At 66.9% G+C, this 16,573-nt stretch carries 16 protein-coding genes; 14 read left to right on the plus strand and 2 right to left on the minus strand.

Annotated features, from left to right (window positions below; translation table 11 throughout):
* The first annotated feature begins 76 nt into the window (after nt 1-76).
* From purN to OVA31_RS17540, 10 genes are all read left to right on the plus strand, one after another.
* Nucleotides 77-655 carry a phosphoribosylglycinamide formyltransferase gene (purN, locus tag OVA31_RS17495; protein WP_267631581.1) on the plus strand — a complete coding sequence of 193 codons (579 nt, stop codon included), beginning with the start codon at nt 77-79 and terminating at the stop codon, nt 653-655.
* Entirely contained in the window at nt 652-2,229 is a 1,578-nt protein-coding gene (gene purH / locus OVA31_RS17500) for a bifunctional phosphoribosylaminoimidazolecarboxamide formyltransferase/IMP cyclohydrolase (RefSeq protein WP_267627888.1), read from the plus strand. The genes purN and purH overlap by 4 nt, the downstream gene beginning before the upstream one ends.
* A gap of 12 nt (nt 2,230-2,241) precedes the next feature.
* A complete protein-coding gene (locus OVA31_RS17505; RefSeq protein WP_267627889.1) occupies nt 2,242-2,985 on the plus strand; it encodes a sulfite exporter TauE/SafE family protein in 744 nt (247 codons plus the stop codon).
* A 489-nt stretch (nt 2,986-3,474) separates the two neighbouring features.
* Nucleotides 3,475-4,368 carry a TauD/TfdA dioxygenase family protein gene (locus tag OVA31_RS17510; protein WP_267627890.1) on the plus strand — a complete coding sequence of 298 codons (894 nt, stop codon included), beginning with the start codon at nt 3,475-3,477 and terminating at the stop codon, nt 4,366-4,368.
* 285 nt (nt 4,369-4,653) lie between these two features.
* Nucleotides 4,654-5,031, plus strand: a complete 378-nt coding sequence (locus OVA31_RS17515) for an ArsR/SmtB family transcription factor (RefSeq protein WP_267627891.1) — start codon at nt 4,654-4,656, stop codon at nt 5,029-5,031.
* Nucleotides 5,028-5,522, plus strand: a complete 495-nt coding sequence (locus OVA31_RS17520; protein WP_267627892.1) for an SRPBCC domain-containing protein — start codon at nt 5,028-5,030, stop codon at nt 5,520-5,522. The genes OVA31_RS17515 and OVA31_RS17520 overlap by 4 nt, the downstream gene beginning before the upstream one ends.
* A gap of 5 nt (nt 5,523-5,527) precedes the next feature.
* Entirely contained in the window at nt 5,528-6,112 is a 585-nt protein-coding gene (locus tag OVA31_RS17525) for a TIGR03086 family protein (protein WP_267627893.1), read from the plus strand.
* 21 nt (nt 6,113-6,133) lie between these two features.
* Nucleotides 6,134-7,579, plus strand: coding sequence for a sigma 54-interacting transcriptional regulator (locus tag OVA31_RS17530; protein WP_267627894.1), 1,446 nt, complete (start codon nt 6,134-6,136; stop codon nt 7,577-7,579).
* Nucleotides 7,580-7,612: 33 nt separating this feature from the next.
* Entirely contained in the window at nt 7,613-9,610 is a 1,998-nt protein-coding gene (locus tag OVA31_RS17535) for a vWA domain-containing protein (protein WP_267627895.1), read from the plus strand.
* Nucleotides 9,611-9,735: 125 nt separating this feature from the next.
* Nucleotides 9,736-10,377 carry a DUF1707 SHOCT-like domain-containing protein gene (locus tag OVA31_RS17540; protein WP_267627896.1) on the plus strand — a complete coding sequence of 214 codons (642 nt, stop codon included), beginning with the start codon at nt 9,736-9,738 and terminating at the stop codon, nt 10,375-10,377.
* Between the two features lies 1 nt (nt 10,378).
* Here the strand turns inward: OVA31_RS17540 and OVA31_RS17545 are convergent, their stop codons facing one another.
* Nucleotides 10,379-11,326, minus strand: a complete 948-nt coding sequence (locus OVA31_RS17545) for an AEC family transporter (RefSeq protein ID WP_267627897.1) — start codon at nt 11,324-11,326, stop codon at nt 10,379-10,381.
* Nucleotides 11,327-11,454: 128 nt separating this feature from the next.
* Between OVA31_RS17545 and OVA31_RS17550 the strand changes: the two genes are divergently transcribed.
* The 4 genes from OVA31_RS17550 to OVA31_RS17565 all read left to right on the plus strand — a co-directional run bounded on the left by OVA31_RS17550 (nt 11,455) and on the right by OVA31_RS17565 (nt 15,730).
* Nucleotides 11,455-12,255 carry a DUF4190 domain-containing protein gene (locus OVA31_RS17550; RefSeq protein WP_267627898.1) on the plus strand — a complete coding sequence of 267 codons (801 nt, stop codon included), beginning with the start codon at nt 11,455-11,457 and terminating at the stop codon, nt 12,253-12,255.
* A gap of 175 nt (nt 12,256-12,430) precedes the next feature.
* A complete protein-coding gene (gene rpmF / locus OVA31_RS17555) occupies nt 12,431-12,604 on the plus strand; it encodes a 50S ribosomal protein L32 (RefSeq protein WP_014359175.1) in 174 nt (57 codons plus the stop codon).
* A gap of 114 nt (nt 12,605-12,718) precedes the next feature.
* Nucleotides 12,719-13,345, plus strand: coding sequence for a trimeric intracellular cation channel family protein (locus OVA31_RS17560; RefSeq protein ID WP_267627901.1), 627 nt, complete (start codon nt 12,719-12,721; stop codon nt 13,343-13,345).
* A gap of 90 nt (nt 13,346-13,435) precedes the next feature.
* Entirely contained in the window at nt 13,436-15,730 is a 2,295-nt protein-coding gene (locus OVA31_RS17565) for a CocE/NonD family hydrolase (RefSeq protein ID WP_267627902.1), read from the plus strand.
* A 3-nt stretch (nt 15,731-15,733) separates the two neighbouring features.
* Here OVA31_RS17565 and OVA31_RS17570 read toward each other — a convergent pair whose 3' ends face one another.
* Nucleotides 15,734-16,504: an SDR family oxidoreductase gene (locus tag OVA31_RS17570; protein WP_267627903.1), complete on the minus strand. Its 771-nt coding sequence runs from the start codon at nt 16,502-16,504 to the stop codon at nt 15,734-15,736.
* Nucleotides 16,505-16,573: the final 69 nt, after the last annotated feature.

Below are 16,573 nucleotides of genomic sequence, written 5' to 3' on the forward strand. Positions count from 1 at the left end.
GCCCACTAGGCTCCCAGATGTGAACGCAGTCCCCGCAGAGCCCTCCGTGCCTGCGGTTCGCGTACCCGTCGTGGTGATGGCATCGGGTACCGGTTCGCTGCTGGAATCATTGCTCGCGCGGGTGGATCAGGGCGCACCGTTCCGAATCGTGGCCCTCGTGGTGGACCGGGGATGCCGCGCTGCGGACATCGCCGTCGCCCACGACGTCCCCCTGGTGGATCTCCGACTCGCCGATCATCCCGACCGTGCCGCCTGGGATGCCCGATTGACCGAGCGCGTCGCCGAACACGATCCTGCATGGGTGGTGACTGCGGGGTTCATGAAAATCCTTGGGCCGGCGTTCCTCTCCCGATTCGGCGGTCGCATCGTGAACTCGCACCCGGCGTTGCTGCCGTCTTTCCCAGGCGCACACGGGGTCGCCGACGCCCTCGCCCACGGCGTGAAAGTGACCGGTGCCACGGTGCATCTGGTGGATGCCGGCGTGGACACCGGGCCCATCCTCGCGCAGGAGCCCGTGCCGGTGCGAGCGGACGACACCGCGGACACCCTGCACGAACGAATCAAATCGGTCGAGCGTGTGTTGCTCGCCGACGTGGTGACCGCACTCGTCACCAGAGGTGTAGTGATCGACGGACGAAAGGCCGACATCCCGTGAACGCACAGAGCCCCACCGGCAGCTCCCGACGCCCGATCCGCCGCGCGCTGGTCAGTGTCTATGACAAGACCGGACTCGCCGACCTCGCGTCGACGCTGCATGGTGCAGGCGTCGAGATCGTGTCCACCGGTTCCACGGCGAAAACGATTGCCGACGCCGGGGTCCCGGTGGTCGAGGTGTCGACGCTGACCGGGTTCCCCGAATGCCTGGACGGACGGGTCAAGACCCTGCATCCGATGGTGCACGCCGGCATCCTCGCGGACAGCCGTAAGCAGGGTCACGTCGACCAGCTCGCCGAGCTCGGTATCGCGGCATTCGACCTGGTCATCGTCAACCTGTATCCGTTCACCGAGACCGTCGCGTCGGGGGCGGGGCCGGACGAGTGCGTCGAGCAGATCGACATCGGCGGACCCTCGATGGTCCGTGGTGCTGCCAAGAACCACCCGACGGTCGCCGTCGTGGTGAACCCCGGCGACTACGGCGTGGTGCAGGACGCGGTGACGGCAGGCGGTTTCAGCCTCGACGAACGTAAGGTGCTGGCGGCCAAGGCATTCCGTCACACCGCCGATTACGACGTCGCGGTCGCATCGTGGATGTCCAGCGTGGTTGCGCCGTCGTCGGATTCCGAGATCTTCCCCGACTGGGTCGGCGCGACCTGGAACCGGTCGTCGTTGTTGCGCTACGGCGAGAACCCGCATCAGGCGGCAGCCCTCTACCTCAGCGAGGCGGGCGGTGGACTGGCGTCCGCGGAGCAGTTGCACGGCAAGGAGATGAGCTACAACAACTACACCGATGCCGATGCGGCATGGCGAAGCGCGCATGACTTCGACGCCCCCGCGGTCGCGATCATCAAGCACGCCAATCCGTGTGGGATCGCCGTGGGCGACGACATCGCCGAAGCTCATCGCAAGGCCCACGCGTGCGATCCCGTGAGCGCGTATGGCGGTGTGATCGCTGCCAATCGTGAGATCACCGTGGAGATGGCCGAACAGGTCGCCGAGATCTTCACCGAGGTCGTCATCGCTCCCGGCTTCGCCGACGGCGCGCTTTCGGTGTTGACCCGCAAGAAGAACATCCGGGTACTGACCGCACCGGCGCCGCAGCGCGCGGGCGTGGAGACCAAGCCGATCTCGGGCGGCCTTCTCATGCAGCAACGCGATGTCCTCGACGCCGACGGTGACGACCCGGCGAACTGGACCCTGGCCGCCGGTGCCCCGGCCGAGCCGGCGACGCTCGCCGATCTCGAATTCGCCTGGCGGGCCTGCCGGTCGGTGAAGTCGAATGCGATCCTGCTGGCCGACGGCGGCGCGTCGGTCGGCGTCGGCATGGGCCAGGTCAATCGGGTCGACTCCGCTCACCTCGCCATCAAGCGCGCCGGTGACCGGGCAACCGGCAGCGTGGCTGCCTCAGACGCCTTCTTCCCGTTCCCGGACGGCTTGCAGGTCCTCATCGCGGGCGGGGTCCGCGCGGTGGTCCAGCCCGGCGGATCCATCCGCGACAACGAGGTGATCGAGGCGGCATCGGAGGCCGGTGTCACGTTGTACCTCACGGGCGCACGACATTTCGCACACTGATCCCCCGAATCCGTGAGCCCGGTCGAATTCGCTTTCCTGATCCTGGCCGGATTCGGGGCCGGACTGATCGGTTACATCACCGGGCTGGCATCGGTGGTCAGCTACCCGGCCCTGCTCGCAGTGGGACTCAGCCCGATAGCGGCGAACGTCACGAACACCGTGTCATTGGTGGCCGTCGGCATCGGGAGTACATCCCAGTCCGGCCGGGTCCTCCTCGACGGTGACCGGCGTCGCCTGATCGGTGGCGCTATCGCATCGCTCGTCGGCGGCACGATCGGTGCGGTGATCCTCTTGCTCACCCCGCCGGGAGCTTTCGAGGCCATCGTGCCGTTTCTGGTCGCTCTCGCGGCGGTCGCGCTGTTGTGTCAGCCCGTTCTCCGGCGCTGGGCGACCAGCCACCAGGACCGGCCATGGGTGTGGTTGATCTCGCTGGTGATCATCTCGGTCTACGGAGGCTATTTCGGTGCCGGGGCGGGCATCATGGTGCTCGCCCTGATGCTCGTGCTCACCAGCGAGCCATTGTGGCGCGCGGCGCTGTCGAAGTCGTTGTTCCTGGGTATCGCGAACACCATCGCGGCCGTTGGATTCATGATCTTCGGACCGGTCGACTGGTGGGCGGCACTGGCGATGGCCATCGGCTGTCTGATCGGTGGCTGGTGTGGACCGCCGGTGGTGAAGCGACTGCCGGCCGGGCCGTTGCGGATCGCGGTCGCCATCGGCGGCTTGGGCCTCGCCGTCTGGCTCGCCGTCCGCTGACCCACCACCGTCCCGCCGACAGCAACCCGGATCGCGCCGACAGCAACCCGGATCGCGCCGACAGCAACGTTGTCGTCGGTGAAGGTGCGCGCCGCCGCGCCAGCTCTGAGGGTGGGCACCTCCCGCCGGTGCTGTCGGTGCAGAACGCGTTGCTGTCGACGGGTGAGAGGTTGCTGTCAGTGAGATTTCAGTTGCTGTCGGCGAGAGAGAGGGGGAGCTGAGCCCTTTCGCTCAGCGTGCGACAAACCCTGGGCGGACCTGCGCAGGTTCACTACAAAGATGGGGTGACTTTCACTGCATCCGGCTCGCCGACTCTCCTCACGGGTGTCGCGTGGTCCGTCCGCGCAGAACGCGTGGCTCCCGCCGGAGCGGGGAGGGTCGCGATGACCGGGATTCACCGGATGACCTGGTCGGATGGATCGCATCACGGATCGCCTCCGGGAGACGACGGAGCCCATCCCATCCAGCGCGATCCGAAAAGGACCATCCATGACCCTGTCCATCACCCCGTCGTCCGACACCACTGACACCCTCTCCGCCGGGGTCGAGTTCGACATCGACGAGTTCGGCCCATCCTTCGGCGCGGAGATCCGCGGTGTGAACATCGCATCTGCCTCCGACGACCAGATCGTCGCCCTCCGCCACGCCCTGATCGATTACAAGGTGATCGTCCTGCGCGACCAGCAGATCGATGATGCCGAGCACATCGAGTTCGGCCGGCGGCTGGGGGACCTCACGTTCGGGCATCCGGTCTGGAACAGTGGCGACGTTCCCGGTGAGGTCTACTCACTCGACAGCGCCGACGACGGGTTCGCCGATGTCTGGCACACCGACGTCACGTTCATGCCGCGTCCTCCGATGGGTTCGATTCTTCGGCCAGTTGTGTTGCCGCGCAACGGCGGCGACACGAATTGGGCCGATGCGGAGCTGGCGTACGAGTCGCTGTCGGAGCCGGTGCGCCGACTGGCCGATTCGCTGACCGCGGTGCACGACGGCAACCGTGCGTTCGGCTACTACCTCAAGCAGCGTCGTGGTGGTCGCGGAAACACCTGGGACGGAGAGGAAGTCACCGAACTCGTGCCGGTCACTCATCCCGTGGTGCGGGTCCACCCGGAGACCGGTCGCAAGTCGCTGTTCGTCAATCCGGGCTTCACATCGCATATCGACGGGGTATCCGACGCGGAGAGCCGCGGCATACTGGATCTTCTCTACGCGCATATCACGAAGCCCGAGCACATCGTTCGGCATCGGTGGCGTCTGGGCGACGTCGTCCTCTGGGACAACCGCAACACCTTGCACTACGCGAATCGCGACTACGGCGACACCCGCCGCGTCATGCATCGGATCACGCTCCGGGGCGATGAGCCCTTCGGTCCCGCCTGACCCTTCGAGACGCTTCGCTCCTCAGGGGGCGGATAGCGACGCTCGGCATTCTGCTGATCGAGTAGCGGCCGAGGCGCCAGCCGAGGGCGTGTATCGAGATCATGGGCGCGTGGCCTCGATACGGGCTCCGCTGGCGCTCCGCCCTACTCGGCCGGCGGAGGGGGCTGCGTTGGCGCTCCGCCCTGCTCGGCCGGTGGTAGGGCTCCGCTTATTCAACCAATGGGTTGACAAGGGTGGCAGCCCGGCGCACACTCGTATTCAACCAAACGGTTGAGGAGGAGTCAGGTGGCCGACGAGCTGTCAAAGATGTTCGCCGCTCTCGCGGACCCGACACGGCGCGACATGGTCGCGCGGCTGGCGGTGTCCGACGCGACGGTCAGTCAGCTCGCCGACCCGTACGACGTCAGCATTCAGGCGGTGTCCAAGCACCTGAAGGTGCTCGAGGAGGCCGGTCTGGTGACCCGTACCCGGGAGGCGCAGACCCGCCCGGTCCATCTGGAAGCGGAGGTGTTCGACCTCATGACCAAGTGGATCGAGCGTTATCGCAGGCAGGCAGAAGAGCGCTATCAGCGTCTCGACGCCCTGCTCGCGGAGATGAACGACGGCCCCGCGGCACAACGTCGCGAGGACGACAGACCACGACGGAAAGGAAAGGCATCATGAGCGCAGTACAGACCCGTTATCCGGAGGCCGCGATCGAAGCGGACAAGGAGGTCCCGATCATCCGGATCACCCGCGATTTCCGCGGTACTCCCGCCCAGCTGATGAAGGCGCACACCGATCCCGAACTGTTCGTCCGGTGGGTGGGGCCGAGTTCGATCAGCAACCGGATCATCGACTGGGACGTCCGCGACGGAGGCAGCTGGCGATACGTCTCCGAGCGCGACGGCGAGCAATTCGGCTTCCGTGGATGTTTCCACTCGGTCTCCGACGACAAGGTCGTGCAGACCTTCACCTTCGAGGGGATGCCGGACCAGGTGGCCCTCGAGACGCTGTGGTTCGAGGATCTCGGCGACGGCACCACACGTCTGCATGCCCAGTCTCTGTGCGACAGCTTCGAGGCGCGCGACGGGTGGCTCGCATCGGGCATGGAGGTCGGCGTCAACGAGGGATACGACGCACTCGAGAACCTGCTCACGTCGGGCGAGGTGTGAGCCCGATGGCCGACTCCATCGTCGGGCTCTCGCCTGCCGAGCGCCATCGCGTCGTCGCGGAAGACTTCGCCGCGCAGATCGCCGCCGTGTCGGACTGGGATGCGGCGACGCCGGTCGACGGATGGGTGGCACGTGACGTCGTCGCGCACCTCGTCGAGTGGTTTCCCGGATTCCTCGCCGGTGGCGGAGTGGAGTTGCCCGCCGGCCCGCCCGTCGCCGACGATCCGGCCGCCGCGTGGAAGGCACATGCCGCGGCCGTTCAGGCGCTGCTCGACGGCCCGTCCGCCGACGACACCTTCGCCCATCCGATGGCCGGTGAGCACCGGTTGGCCGACGCGATCGACCAGTTCTACACCGCCGACGTCTACATGCACACATGGGACCTCGCGACGTCGGCGGGCCACGCGCCGGCGCTGGACCCCGCGTTCGCCGAGTACCTGCGCTCGGGGATGGTCGGGATCGAGGAGATGTTGCGTGCATCGGGGCAGTACGGACCGGCCGTCCCGGTCGCCGACGACGCCGATCCGGTGTCGCGGCTCGTCGGATTCATCGGCCGCGATCCGGGGTGGTCCCCACCTTCGCCGAGGTGACCGCGTCCACTGCGGAGTACCGTGGACCAGGTGCCAGAGGAGAACTTCACCACACATACCTCCCAGACCACCGAAACCCATCACCCGTCGCCCCGAACACTCGGTGAGCTGCGCGCGAGTGGCCACATCCAGCGCAGTGTGCGCGACGAGATCCGCAACAACCTGCTGAGTGCGTTGCGCGAGGGTCGCGATCCCTGGCCCGGCATCGTCGGGTTCGAGGCGACCGTGATCCCACAACTCGAGCGCGCTCTGATCGCCGGACACGATGTGGTGATGCTGGGCGAACGCGGTCAGGGCAAGACCCGCATCCTGCGAACACTGGTCGGTCTGCTCGACGAATGGACTCCGGTGATCACCGGTTCCGAACTCGGCGAGCACCCCTTTGAGCCGATCACCCCGGGATCCATCCGTAAGGCGGCCAATCTGCTCGACGATCTGCCGATCGAATGGCGTCATCGCAGCCAGCGTTATGCCGAGAAGCTCGCCACCCCCGACACGTCGGTCGCCGACCTGGTCGGCGACATCGATCCGATGAAGGTGGCCGAGGGGCGCAGCCTCGGTGATCCGGAGACCATCCACTTCGGTCTGATCCCACGGTCCCATCGCGGCATCGTCGCCATCAACGAACTCCCCGATCTCGCCGAGCGCATCCAGGTGTCGATGCTGAATGTCATGGAGGAACGTGACATCCAGGTCCGTGGTTACACGCTGCGCCTGCCGCTCGACGTCCTCGTGATGGCCAGCGCGAACCCGGAGGACTACACCAACCGCGGCCGCATCATCACGCCGCTCAAGGACCGTTTCGGCGCCGAGATCCGGACGCACTATCCGCTGGAACTCGACGACGAGATCGCGGTGATCGAGCAGGAGGCCGACCTCACTGCGACTGTGCCGACCTTCATCACCGAGATCCTCGCGCGGTTCACCCGTTATGCCCGTGACCATCCGTCGATCGATCAACGCTCCGGTGTCTCCGCGCGCTTCTCGATCGCAGGGGCGGAGACCGTGGCGGCTGCTGCACTCCATCGGGCGACGGTCACCGGGGAGGACGTGGCGGTGGCGCGGGTCGTCGATCTCGAGTCGGTGATCGAGGTGCTGCGGGGCAAGATCGAGTTCGAATCCGGTGAGGAGGGGCGCGAACTCGAGATCCTCGAACACCTGATGCGCAAATCGGTTGCCGACACCGTGCGCGCGCATCTCGGCGGCATCGAAATGGCTCCGCTGGTGGACGCATTGGAGAACGGTGAACCCGTCGTGACCGGTGATCGCGTCACCGCGACCGATCTGCTCGGATCGATCCCCGACCCGGAGACCACCTCCGCGGTCCTCGACGACATCGCCGCCCGCCTCGACGCTGAGGTCGACGGCGAACGCGCCAGCGCGATCGAGCTGGCGCTGGAGGGCCTCTTCCTCGCCCGGCGGATCGGCAAGGAAGCCGACGAGGCCGGGCAGACGATCTACGGCTGAGTTCGACCGCTGGAGAAACGGGAGCCGAACACCATGGTGCACAAGAGTTTCCACCGATCACGGTATCAGCGTTACGTCGGTGGCCCGGATCCGCTGGCGCCGCCGGTCGACCTCCGGGAAGCGTTGCGGGACATCGGCGACGACGTCATGGCCGGCTCGTCGCCGCAGCGTGCCCTGCGGGAGTTCCTCCGTCGCGGCACGCCGGACATGCGAGGGCTGGACAAGCTCCGCGAGCAAGCCGAACGCCGTCGTCAGGAGTTGCTGAAGCAGCGGAATCTCGACGGCACCTTCGCCGAGATCCGTGAACTCCTCGACCGTGCGGTCCTCGAGGAGCGCAAGCAGCTCGCGCGCGATCTCGACGACGACGCGCGGTTCAAGGAGATGCAGATCGGCAGTCTTCCCCCGTCGACCGCGCAGGCCGTCGAAGAACTGTCGGAATACGATTGGCGCAGCCCGCAGGCACGGGAGGACTACGAGAAGATCAAGGATCTGCTCGGGCGGGAACTCCTCGACCAGCGTTTCGCTGGGATGAAGGAAGCCCTCGAAGGCGCGAATGAGCAGGATCGGCAACGTGTCTCGGAGATGCTCTCCGATCTCAACGAGTTGCTCGATGCGCACAATCGCGGTGAGGACACCACCGAGCAGTTCGACGAGTTCATGAACAAGCACGGGGACTTCTTCCCGGAGAATCCGCGTAACACATCCGAACTCATCGATTCGCTGGCGCAGCGTGCGGCCGCGGCCCAGCAGTTCTACAACTCGCTGACACCCGAACAACGCGCGGAACTGGATCAGCTGGCCCAGCAGGCTTTCGGATCGCCGGAGCTGATGAGCCAGCTGTCGCAGATGGATTCGGCACTGCGTGAAGCGCGGCCCGGTCTCGACTGGGACAACGCGCAGTCGTTCTCGGGCGAGCAGCAGATGGGCCTGGGGCAAGGGGCTGCCGCGTTACGCGACATCTCCGAGCTGGAGGCTCTCAGCGAGCAGCTGTCCCAGCAATACGCCGGCGCTCAGATGGACGACCTCGACCTCGATGCGCTGGCCCGCCAGCTCGGCGACGAGGCCGCGGTCGACGCGCAACGCCTCGCCGAACTGGAGAAGGCCTTGTCGGAGGAGGGATTCTTCGATCGCACCTCGGATGGACAATTGCGGCTGAGTCCGAAGGCCATGCGGCAGCTCGGAGAGTCGATCTTCCGCGACATCGCCGAGCAACTGTCGGGTCGCGGAGATCGCCAGACCCGCCGAACGGGTGCCCTCGGGGAGCCGACGGGGGCCTCGCGCGAATGGGAATTCGGCGACACCGACCCCTGGGACGTGACCCGTACGGTGTCGAACGCGGTGTTGCGCACCGTTTCCGAGAGTGACGAGCCGTCGCTGATGTCGGCGGAGATGGCCCGTGGGGGCGTGCGCATCGACGTCCGCGACGTGGAGGTCGCCGAGACCGAGGCCCGCACCCAGGCCGCCGTCGTGCTGCTGGTGGACACCTCGTTCTCGATGGAGATGGAGGGCCGGTGGACGCCCATGAAGCGCACTGCCATCGCGCTCAACCACCTGATCTCCACACGCTTCCGCAGCGACGAACTGCATCTCATCGCATTCGGCAGGTATGCCAGGTCCATCGACATCGCCGAGCTGACCGGGCTGCAGCCGCGAATGGAGCAGGGGACCAACCTGCATCACGCCCTGCTGCTCGCCCAGCGTCACCTCCGCCGGTTCCCGAATGCGCAACCGGTGGTCCTCGTCGTCACCGACGGCGAACCGACCGCGCATCTCGATCCCAGCGGCGAACCGTTCTTCTTCTATCCGCCACACCCGCAGACGATTGCGGTCACCGTCCGCGAACTCGACCACGTGTCGCGGCTCGGGGCGCAGGTGACGTTCTTCCGGCTCGGCGAGGACCCCGGGCTGGCCCACTTCATGGATCAGATCGCCCGCCGGATCGGTGGCCGTGTGGTCGCGCCGGACGTCGACGGACTCGGAGCCGCCGTCGTCGGGGACTACCTGCGATCGCGGCGCGGTCATCGACGATGAATCGAAGCTCCTCAGGGTGGCGGATCAGGGTTTCCTGGGTGTCCGCCCAGTAGGGCGGGCCCGGTAGGGCAATCGACGAAAATCAGGGTGGTCGCGCCGATGTACGCCCACTAGGCTCGAACCTTGTGACATCCCCCGAGGATCTACCGGCCCCCGACGACCGCCGAGCTCGTCTGCGGGCCGCCGACACCGATCGTGAACTCGTGCACCAGATCCTGTCCGCCGCGATGGCCGGCGGCAGTCTCTCACCTGCCGAGTACGAGGAGCGCGCGGGAAAAGCCGTCTCGGCGAGGACATTCGGTGAGCTCGACGAGCTCACCGACGATCTCCCGGTGGGTCAACTCGGGGTGCCGATGCCCTTCGTCGGTGAACCCTCCGTCAGTCGGGTCGTCCCGGGCTCGGGGCGCTCGCCGGTGGCACATCGGTTCGCGCTGATGTCGGCCGCGGAGATCAAGGGCACTGTCGTGGTGGCGGACTCCATCACGGCCACCGCGATCATGGGCTCCGTGGAGATCGACCTCAGGGAGGCCGAGTTCACCGCTGCGGTCCTCACCATCCGTTGTACCGCGATCATGGGGGCCGTCGACATCACCGTGCCACCCGATGTCGCCGTCGAGGTCAACGGCTGGCCGATCATGGGCGGGTTCGGTGGCCGTGCGTCAGGACCGGGCATGCCGGGTGCGCCGACTGTCCGGGTCGTCGGGTTCGCATTGATGGGCGGCGTCGAGGTCAAGCGCAAGGACCGCAAACAGCGGACACCGTCCTAGCTCACGCGAGCAGAAAGGCGATGACCCCGATCACGGGAATGGACGCCAGCGTGGTGATCAACGCGGTGTCGCGGGCCATGATCTGCCCACGTCGATACCGTGTCGCGTAGACGAGCACATTCTGGGCTGTCGGCAGCGCGGCGATCACCACCTGGGCGAACAACTGATGTCCCGTCTCGCCGAATCCCCACCGGGCGACGACGTAGACCAGCGCGGGCATCGCCACCACCTTGAGGACCGAGGCCAGCGCGATCGCCCGGCGGGGGCTCTGGCCCTTCTTGAAGACGGCGACCCCGGTCAACGACAATCCGAACGCGAGAAGGGCGCCGGGCACCGACGCGTTGCCCAACATCTTCATCGGCTCCATGACCGCGGCGGGCGGCATCCACCCGACCGCGGAGATTACCAGTCCGGCAACCCCGCCGACGACGATCGGGTTGGTCAGGGGCGCGACCACGGCGTCTCGGACAGTGGACGTGCGTGGTGCCGTGCCGGTGGCCGGATCGGTGACCGTGAGGTCGAGGGTGATCAGAGCCATCGGCGAGTACACCAGGATCTGGAACAGCAGGAGAGGCGCGATGAACGACGCGTCGTCGAGGACGAAGATGGCGATCGGAAGGCCGAGGTTCACGCTGTTCACGTACGACGACGCGAGGCCGCCGATCGCGAGTTCGGGGATCTCATTGCGAAGCCACAACCGAGCGACCACCACGTAGATCACGCCGATGGCGAGTGCGCTGCCACCCGCGATGACCAGCGTCGACGAAAAGATGACGGACAGGTCCGACGTGATCAGCGAGTGAAACAGCAGGGCTGGTGTGCACACGAAGAAGACGAGCCGGGACAACACCTCGTGGGCGCTGTCTCCGAGCACCCGGGTACGCCCGAGGATGTAGCCGATCCCCACCATGATGAAGATGACGGTGAAGCCCGAGACCACTCCTGACACCGGGCCGAGTGTATTCACCAGGTTGGACGCGACGTTCGCAGGTGCCCGGATGGTGGTGGGTCGACGACGACTCGGATCTGATCACGCATCCGTTCGCATACGCTGGGCACCGTGGAAAGGACCATTCGATGACGAATCCGACCGACGGCCCCCAGAATCCACAGGACGATCACGAGGCCGGTGACCAGACCGAGCCGGTGACCGATCGGTCACCCGCCGCCGACCGGGCCCCACAGCCGGAGTCGCAGGCAACCCATCCCGAGGGCTGGCAGCCGTACGGAACCGGCCCTCACGACGGCGCTGGATCCCAGTACGGCGCGGGATCCCAGTACGGGCCGGAGTCCGGATACGGAACGCCGTCGGGGCTCGCTGACACGACTGGATACGGGACGACCCCGCAGTACGGTTCGACCCAGCAGTACGGTTCGACCCAGCAGTACGGTTCGGCACAGCAGTACGGGGCATCGCCGCAACATGGATCGGCGCAGTATGGCTCGGCACCGCAGCATGGATCGGCTCCGCAGTACGGCTCGGGCCCGCAATATGGGACGGCACCCCAATACGGGGCGGCACCCCAGTACGGCACACCGCAGTACGGGGCATCGCCGCAGTACGGCGCCGCACCCCAGTACGGCGCACCCTATGGCGCGGGCTACCCGGGGATCCGTCAGACCAACGGAAAGGCGATCGCGGCTCTGATCTGCGGTATCGGATCCTTCCTGGTCTGTCCCGGTGTGTTCGGTGTGGTGGCGGTGATCCTCGGCAACTCGGCCCGCGACGAGATCGAGGCCTCGGCGGGCACCCAGGACGGTGAGGGCATGGCCAAGGCCGGGCTCATCCTCGGCTGGATCTCCATCGCCCTGGTGGTGATCTTCCTGCTGATCGCGCTGATCGCGCTGATCGTCGGGGCGTTCGCCACGTCGTCCTAGCCCCGGCAGGAACGACGTTTTGGAGCTTGGGCCGCGGGCCGGTAGTCTGGGGAGGTTGTGTGCCGCGCCTGACCGGCTCGAAAGCTGTGACAGTCCGGGCGCACGGATCGACGGGACCTACCGGCAGTCATGCCGGACGGTCCCCACAGACTCGCACGTAGGAGAGGGCTCAACCATGGCTGTACCCAAGCGCCGGATGTCGCGGGCGAACACCCGCAGCCGTCGTTCGCAGTGGAAAGCGGACAACCCGGCATTGCAAGAGGTGAAGGTGAACGGAGTCGCACAGCGCATTCCGCGTCGTCTCGTGAAGGCGGCCCAGGCCGGCATCATCGACCTGGATCGCCGCTGAGCGCATACCGCTGACTTCGACGCCACGTCGAAGCCGCGAATACTTTCACAACGACCGCCCCGGCCCGCCGGGGCGGTCGTTGTTGTGCTCACCCGCTGCTGACACCATGATCGGGTGCTGCAAGACATCCTCAACGACATCGGGATCGTCGTCTTCGCCGCATCCGGTGCCCTGCTGGGTGTGCGCAAGGATTTCGACCTCTGGGGCATTCTCACCGTCGGCGCACTGACCGGCGTCGGCGGTGGCATCCTCCGCGACGTCCTGCTCGGGATCACACCACCGACCTCGATCCAGAACTGGCCGCCGATCGTCGTCGCCACCTCGGCAAGTCTCGTGGTCTTCTTCTTCCACCCGGCCTTCTCCGAGCTGCGCCGCAGCGTCCTGCTGCTGGACGCGATCGGCATGGGCCTGTTCGCCACCAGCGGTGCATCCATCGCGATCGACCAGCACGCGAGCGCATTCGCCGCGACCCTCGTCGGGCTGTTGACAGCTGTGGGCGGCGGCATCCTGCGCGATGTCCTCGCCAACGAGATCCCGTTGTTGCTGCAACCCGCCGATCTCTATGCGGTACCTGCACTCCTCGGAGCCGGGGTCGTCGGCGTCGGCGCCACCTATTCGTCGGCGCCCACCTGGATATGGCTGGTGATCGGCACCGTGGTCGCCACCGGCCTGCGGATCACCGGACTCGTGTTCGGCTTGCGGCTGCCGACCGCGCCGAGCGGTCTGTGGCGTCGGAACTGACCGTCTCGAGTGTCTGAGCCGTTGTGATCCGACCGATCGAAATGCGTCGGTTCCGTCGCCGGGTGCCGGTGGGTCACATATCTTGCTCGGATGAACCGGAAGTGGGGGAGACCCGGTCTCTGTGGGCGCGTGGTCGGGCTGACGGTGGCGGTCGTCGCGGTGTGCGTGCTGGGGGCGACGGGAGTCGCCCAGGCCGCACCCGATGTGGGGCACGGTGCGGGAAGTGTGACGCAGGCCTACCTGCTCGGGGCGGCCCCCGGAGCCGCCGTCACCTTGCGGAACGGTGCGGGACAGGTCGTCGGTGCGGGTCACGTCGATCGGCTCGGCTCATACCTCGTTCGGGAACTCGGCCCAGGTCCCGGCTATCGCTTCGAGGTGAACGGGCGGTCGGGCAACAGCTTCGCGGTTCTCGACGGTCCGACACCACCACCCGACACGCTGTACCGGCAGCGCCTGAAACAGGGATTGAACTACATTCGGGTGCGCGATGGCGTGACCCTGGCGGCCGTTGTGCATCCGCCGGTGGGAAAGACCTTGGCGGACGGCCCGTTCCCGACGGTGATCGAGTACTCGGGGTATCAGACCGCAGCGCCACACGACTTCGTGATCGGCGCGCTCGGTAGCGCGGCCAACCGCCCCGATCCGCTGGCGCCCGCGATCAGCACGAATCTCGGCGGCATCGTCGCACCCACGGCCGGTTTCGCCACCGTCAGTCTGCAGATGCGCGGGAGTGGTTGTTCCGGTGGGGCTTTCGACCTGTTCGACTATCCGACCGTCTACGACGGTTACGACGTGATCGAGACCGTCGCACGACAGCAGTGGGTGACCGGCCATCGCGTCGGCATGGTGGGTATCTCGTTCTCCGGGATCTCCCAGATCGCGGTCGCGGGAACCCGTCCGCCGAGCCTCGCCGCCATCGCGCCGATGAGCATCACCGACGACCTGTACTCGACGGGATTCCCCGGCGGCATATTCAACACCGGCTTCGCGAACACCTGGCTCGCCGAGCGTCAGGCCGACGCCCGCCCCGCGCCCGACGGCGGTCAGCCCTACGCCCGCGAACTGGTGCGTCGCGGTGATCGCGTGTGCGCGGCCAACCAACGACTTCGTCTGCAGACGCAGGACGTCGAGAAACTCGTCGAGCAGAACCCGACCCGAACTCCGGGCCTGTTCGACCACCGCGCACCCGCGTACTGGGCGCCTAAGATCACCGTGCCGGTGTTCCTCGCCGGCGCCCTCCAGGACGAACAGACCGGCCCGCAATGGACGTCGGTGATCGATCGGCTGCATGGGAACCCCAATGTCTGGGTGCGGGCCGTCAACGGTGCCCACATCGACTCGATGGACCCGCAGATCCTCGGGCCGTGGAATGAGTTCCTCGATCTCTTTGTGGCCCAGCGTATACCGCAGATCAAGCCCGGCCTCACCGCGCTGGCGCCGGTGCTCTACGAGTCGACGACGGGAACACCGGGACGGCCTGTGGTCACCTCCCGGTTCCCACAGGCCACCTCAGTCGCGGCGGCCCGTGCCGCGTTCGTCCGCGATCCACGGGTACAGGTCCTGTTCGGATCGGGCACCGACACGCGCACGGCCGGCGGTCCCGGGAATCTGTCGGCGCCGTGGTCCGCTGGTTTCGGCGCATGGCCGCCTGCTGCTGTCGGCGACGGGCAGCGTCTCGCACTCGATGCAGACGGACGGCTGACGGCAGATCCGGGCCGTCCGTCGTCGATCTCATTCCGACCTGACCCGGCTGCGCGGCCGGGCGGGACCCTCGACGTCGTCGGTCCGTCACAGCTGCCGTGGAAGGCCTTACCCCGCTACGACTGGGCATCGGTGCCCGGCCGTTCGGGGGTCGGCTTCGTGTCGGCACCTCGACCTGCGGATTCGGTTGCCGTCGGACCCGCGAGTCTCGATCTGCGGCTTGCGTCTTCGGCGCCCGACACCGATCTACAGGCCACCATCTCGGAAATCCGCCCCGACGGTCACGAGACCTATGTGACCTCGGGCTACCTGCGGGCATCGCTGCGTCGGGTGAATGCGGCCGCGACACCACTGGATCCCAAGCGCGACTGGCTGGCACCGCAACCATTGGCACGCGGCTTCCAGACGGTGCGGATCGCACTGAATCCCATCGCGTATCCGTTCCGGGCCGGCTCCCGCATCCGGGTCGCCATCACCGCTCCCGGCGGCGACCGGACGTCGTGGCGCTTTGCGACCCCGACCACCGGTGGCCGCGTGGTGGACACCATCGCGCTCGGGATGGGCGGCTCCACACTAATCTTGCCGATCGTGTCGGGGATGCGTGCGGGGACACCGTTGGGCGCGTGCGAAGGGCTCCGCGGCCAGCCGTGCCGTGCCTACTCGAGGGCGTTCAACGGTGGCTGATCGCTACTGAGCGATGAACTTGTTGACGGCCCGGTTGAGGAAGTTCGGGATGAACTTCGCGGCGTTGCCGAGGAACAGTGTCTGCGCCCCCACCGAGTAGCTGGTGCGGTGGAGGAGTTTGTCCTGCCGGGTCGGATGCACCGACTCCCAGACCTTCTCGGCGACCTGCTCGGGGGTGATCCGCACGCCGAGAGTCTTCGTCGACTTGGCGTCGTTGTCGGCGAGTGCGGTCTTCGCCCACAGCGGCCAGATGCCGACGACCCGGATGTCGTCGCGCTCCCATTCCAGTTCCAGGGCCTCGGTCAGGCCGCCGACGAAGAACTTGGTGGCGCTGTAGGTGGCGATACCGGGCTGGCCGTAGATCGCCGAGGCCGAGGCGATGTTGACCAGGTGCGCACCCGGTGTCGCCTTCAGGTACGGAAATGCCGCTTGCGCTCCCAGGGCCACGCCGAGGGCGTCGATGTCGATCTGACGTCGCACGGCGTCGGGTGAGATCTCGTGCAGCGGCCCCTCGACGAGGATGCCCGCGTTGTTGTCGAGCACGTCGAGACGGCCGTCGGTGTGCGAGGTGAAGTCGGCGAGCGCCTCGGCCCACTGCTCGTGGTCGCGCACGTCGAGCGTTCCGACGATCCAGTCGGGGTGATTCGCCTGCACCTTCGACAGCGCATCTTCAGAGACGTCGTAGACACCGACCGTCCAGCCCTCCCGGTCGAAGCGCTCGGCGGTCGCCAATCCGATGCCCGACGCACCGCCGGAAATGAAGATCGATGACATGTGTGTTCTCCTGCCTTTGCCCAGTTGAGAGGGGATATCGACGCTAAGTTACCGGTCAGTATAGGCCGG

Origin of the sequence: Gordonia sp. SL306, from assembly GCF_026625785.1 — a bacterium.
Classification (GTDB): domain Bacteria; phylum Actinomycetota; class Actinomycetes; order Mycobacteriales; family Mycobacteriaceae; genus Gordonia.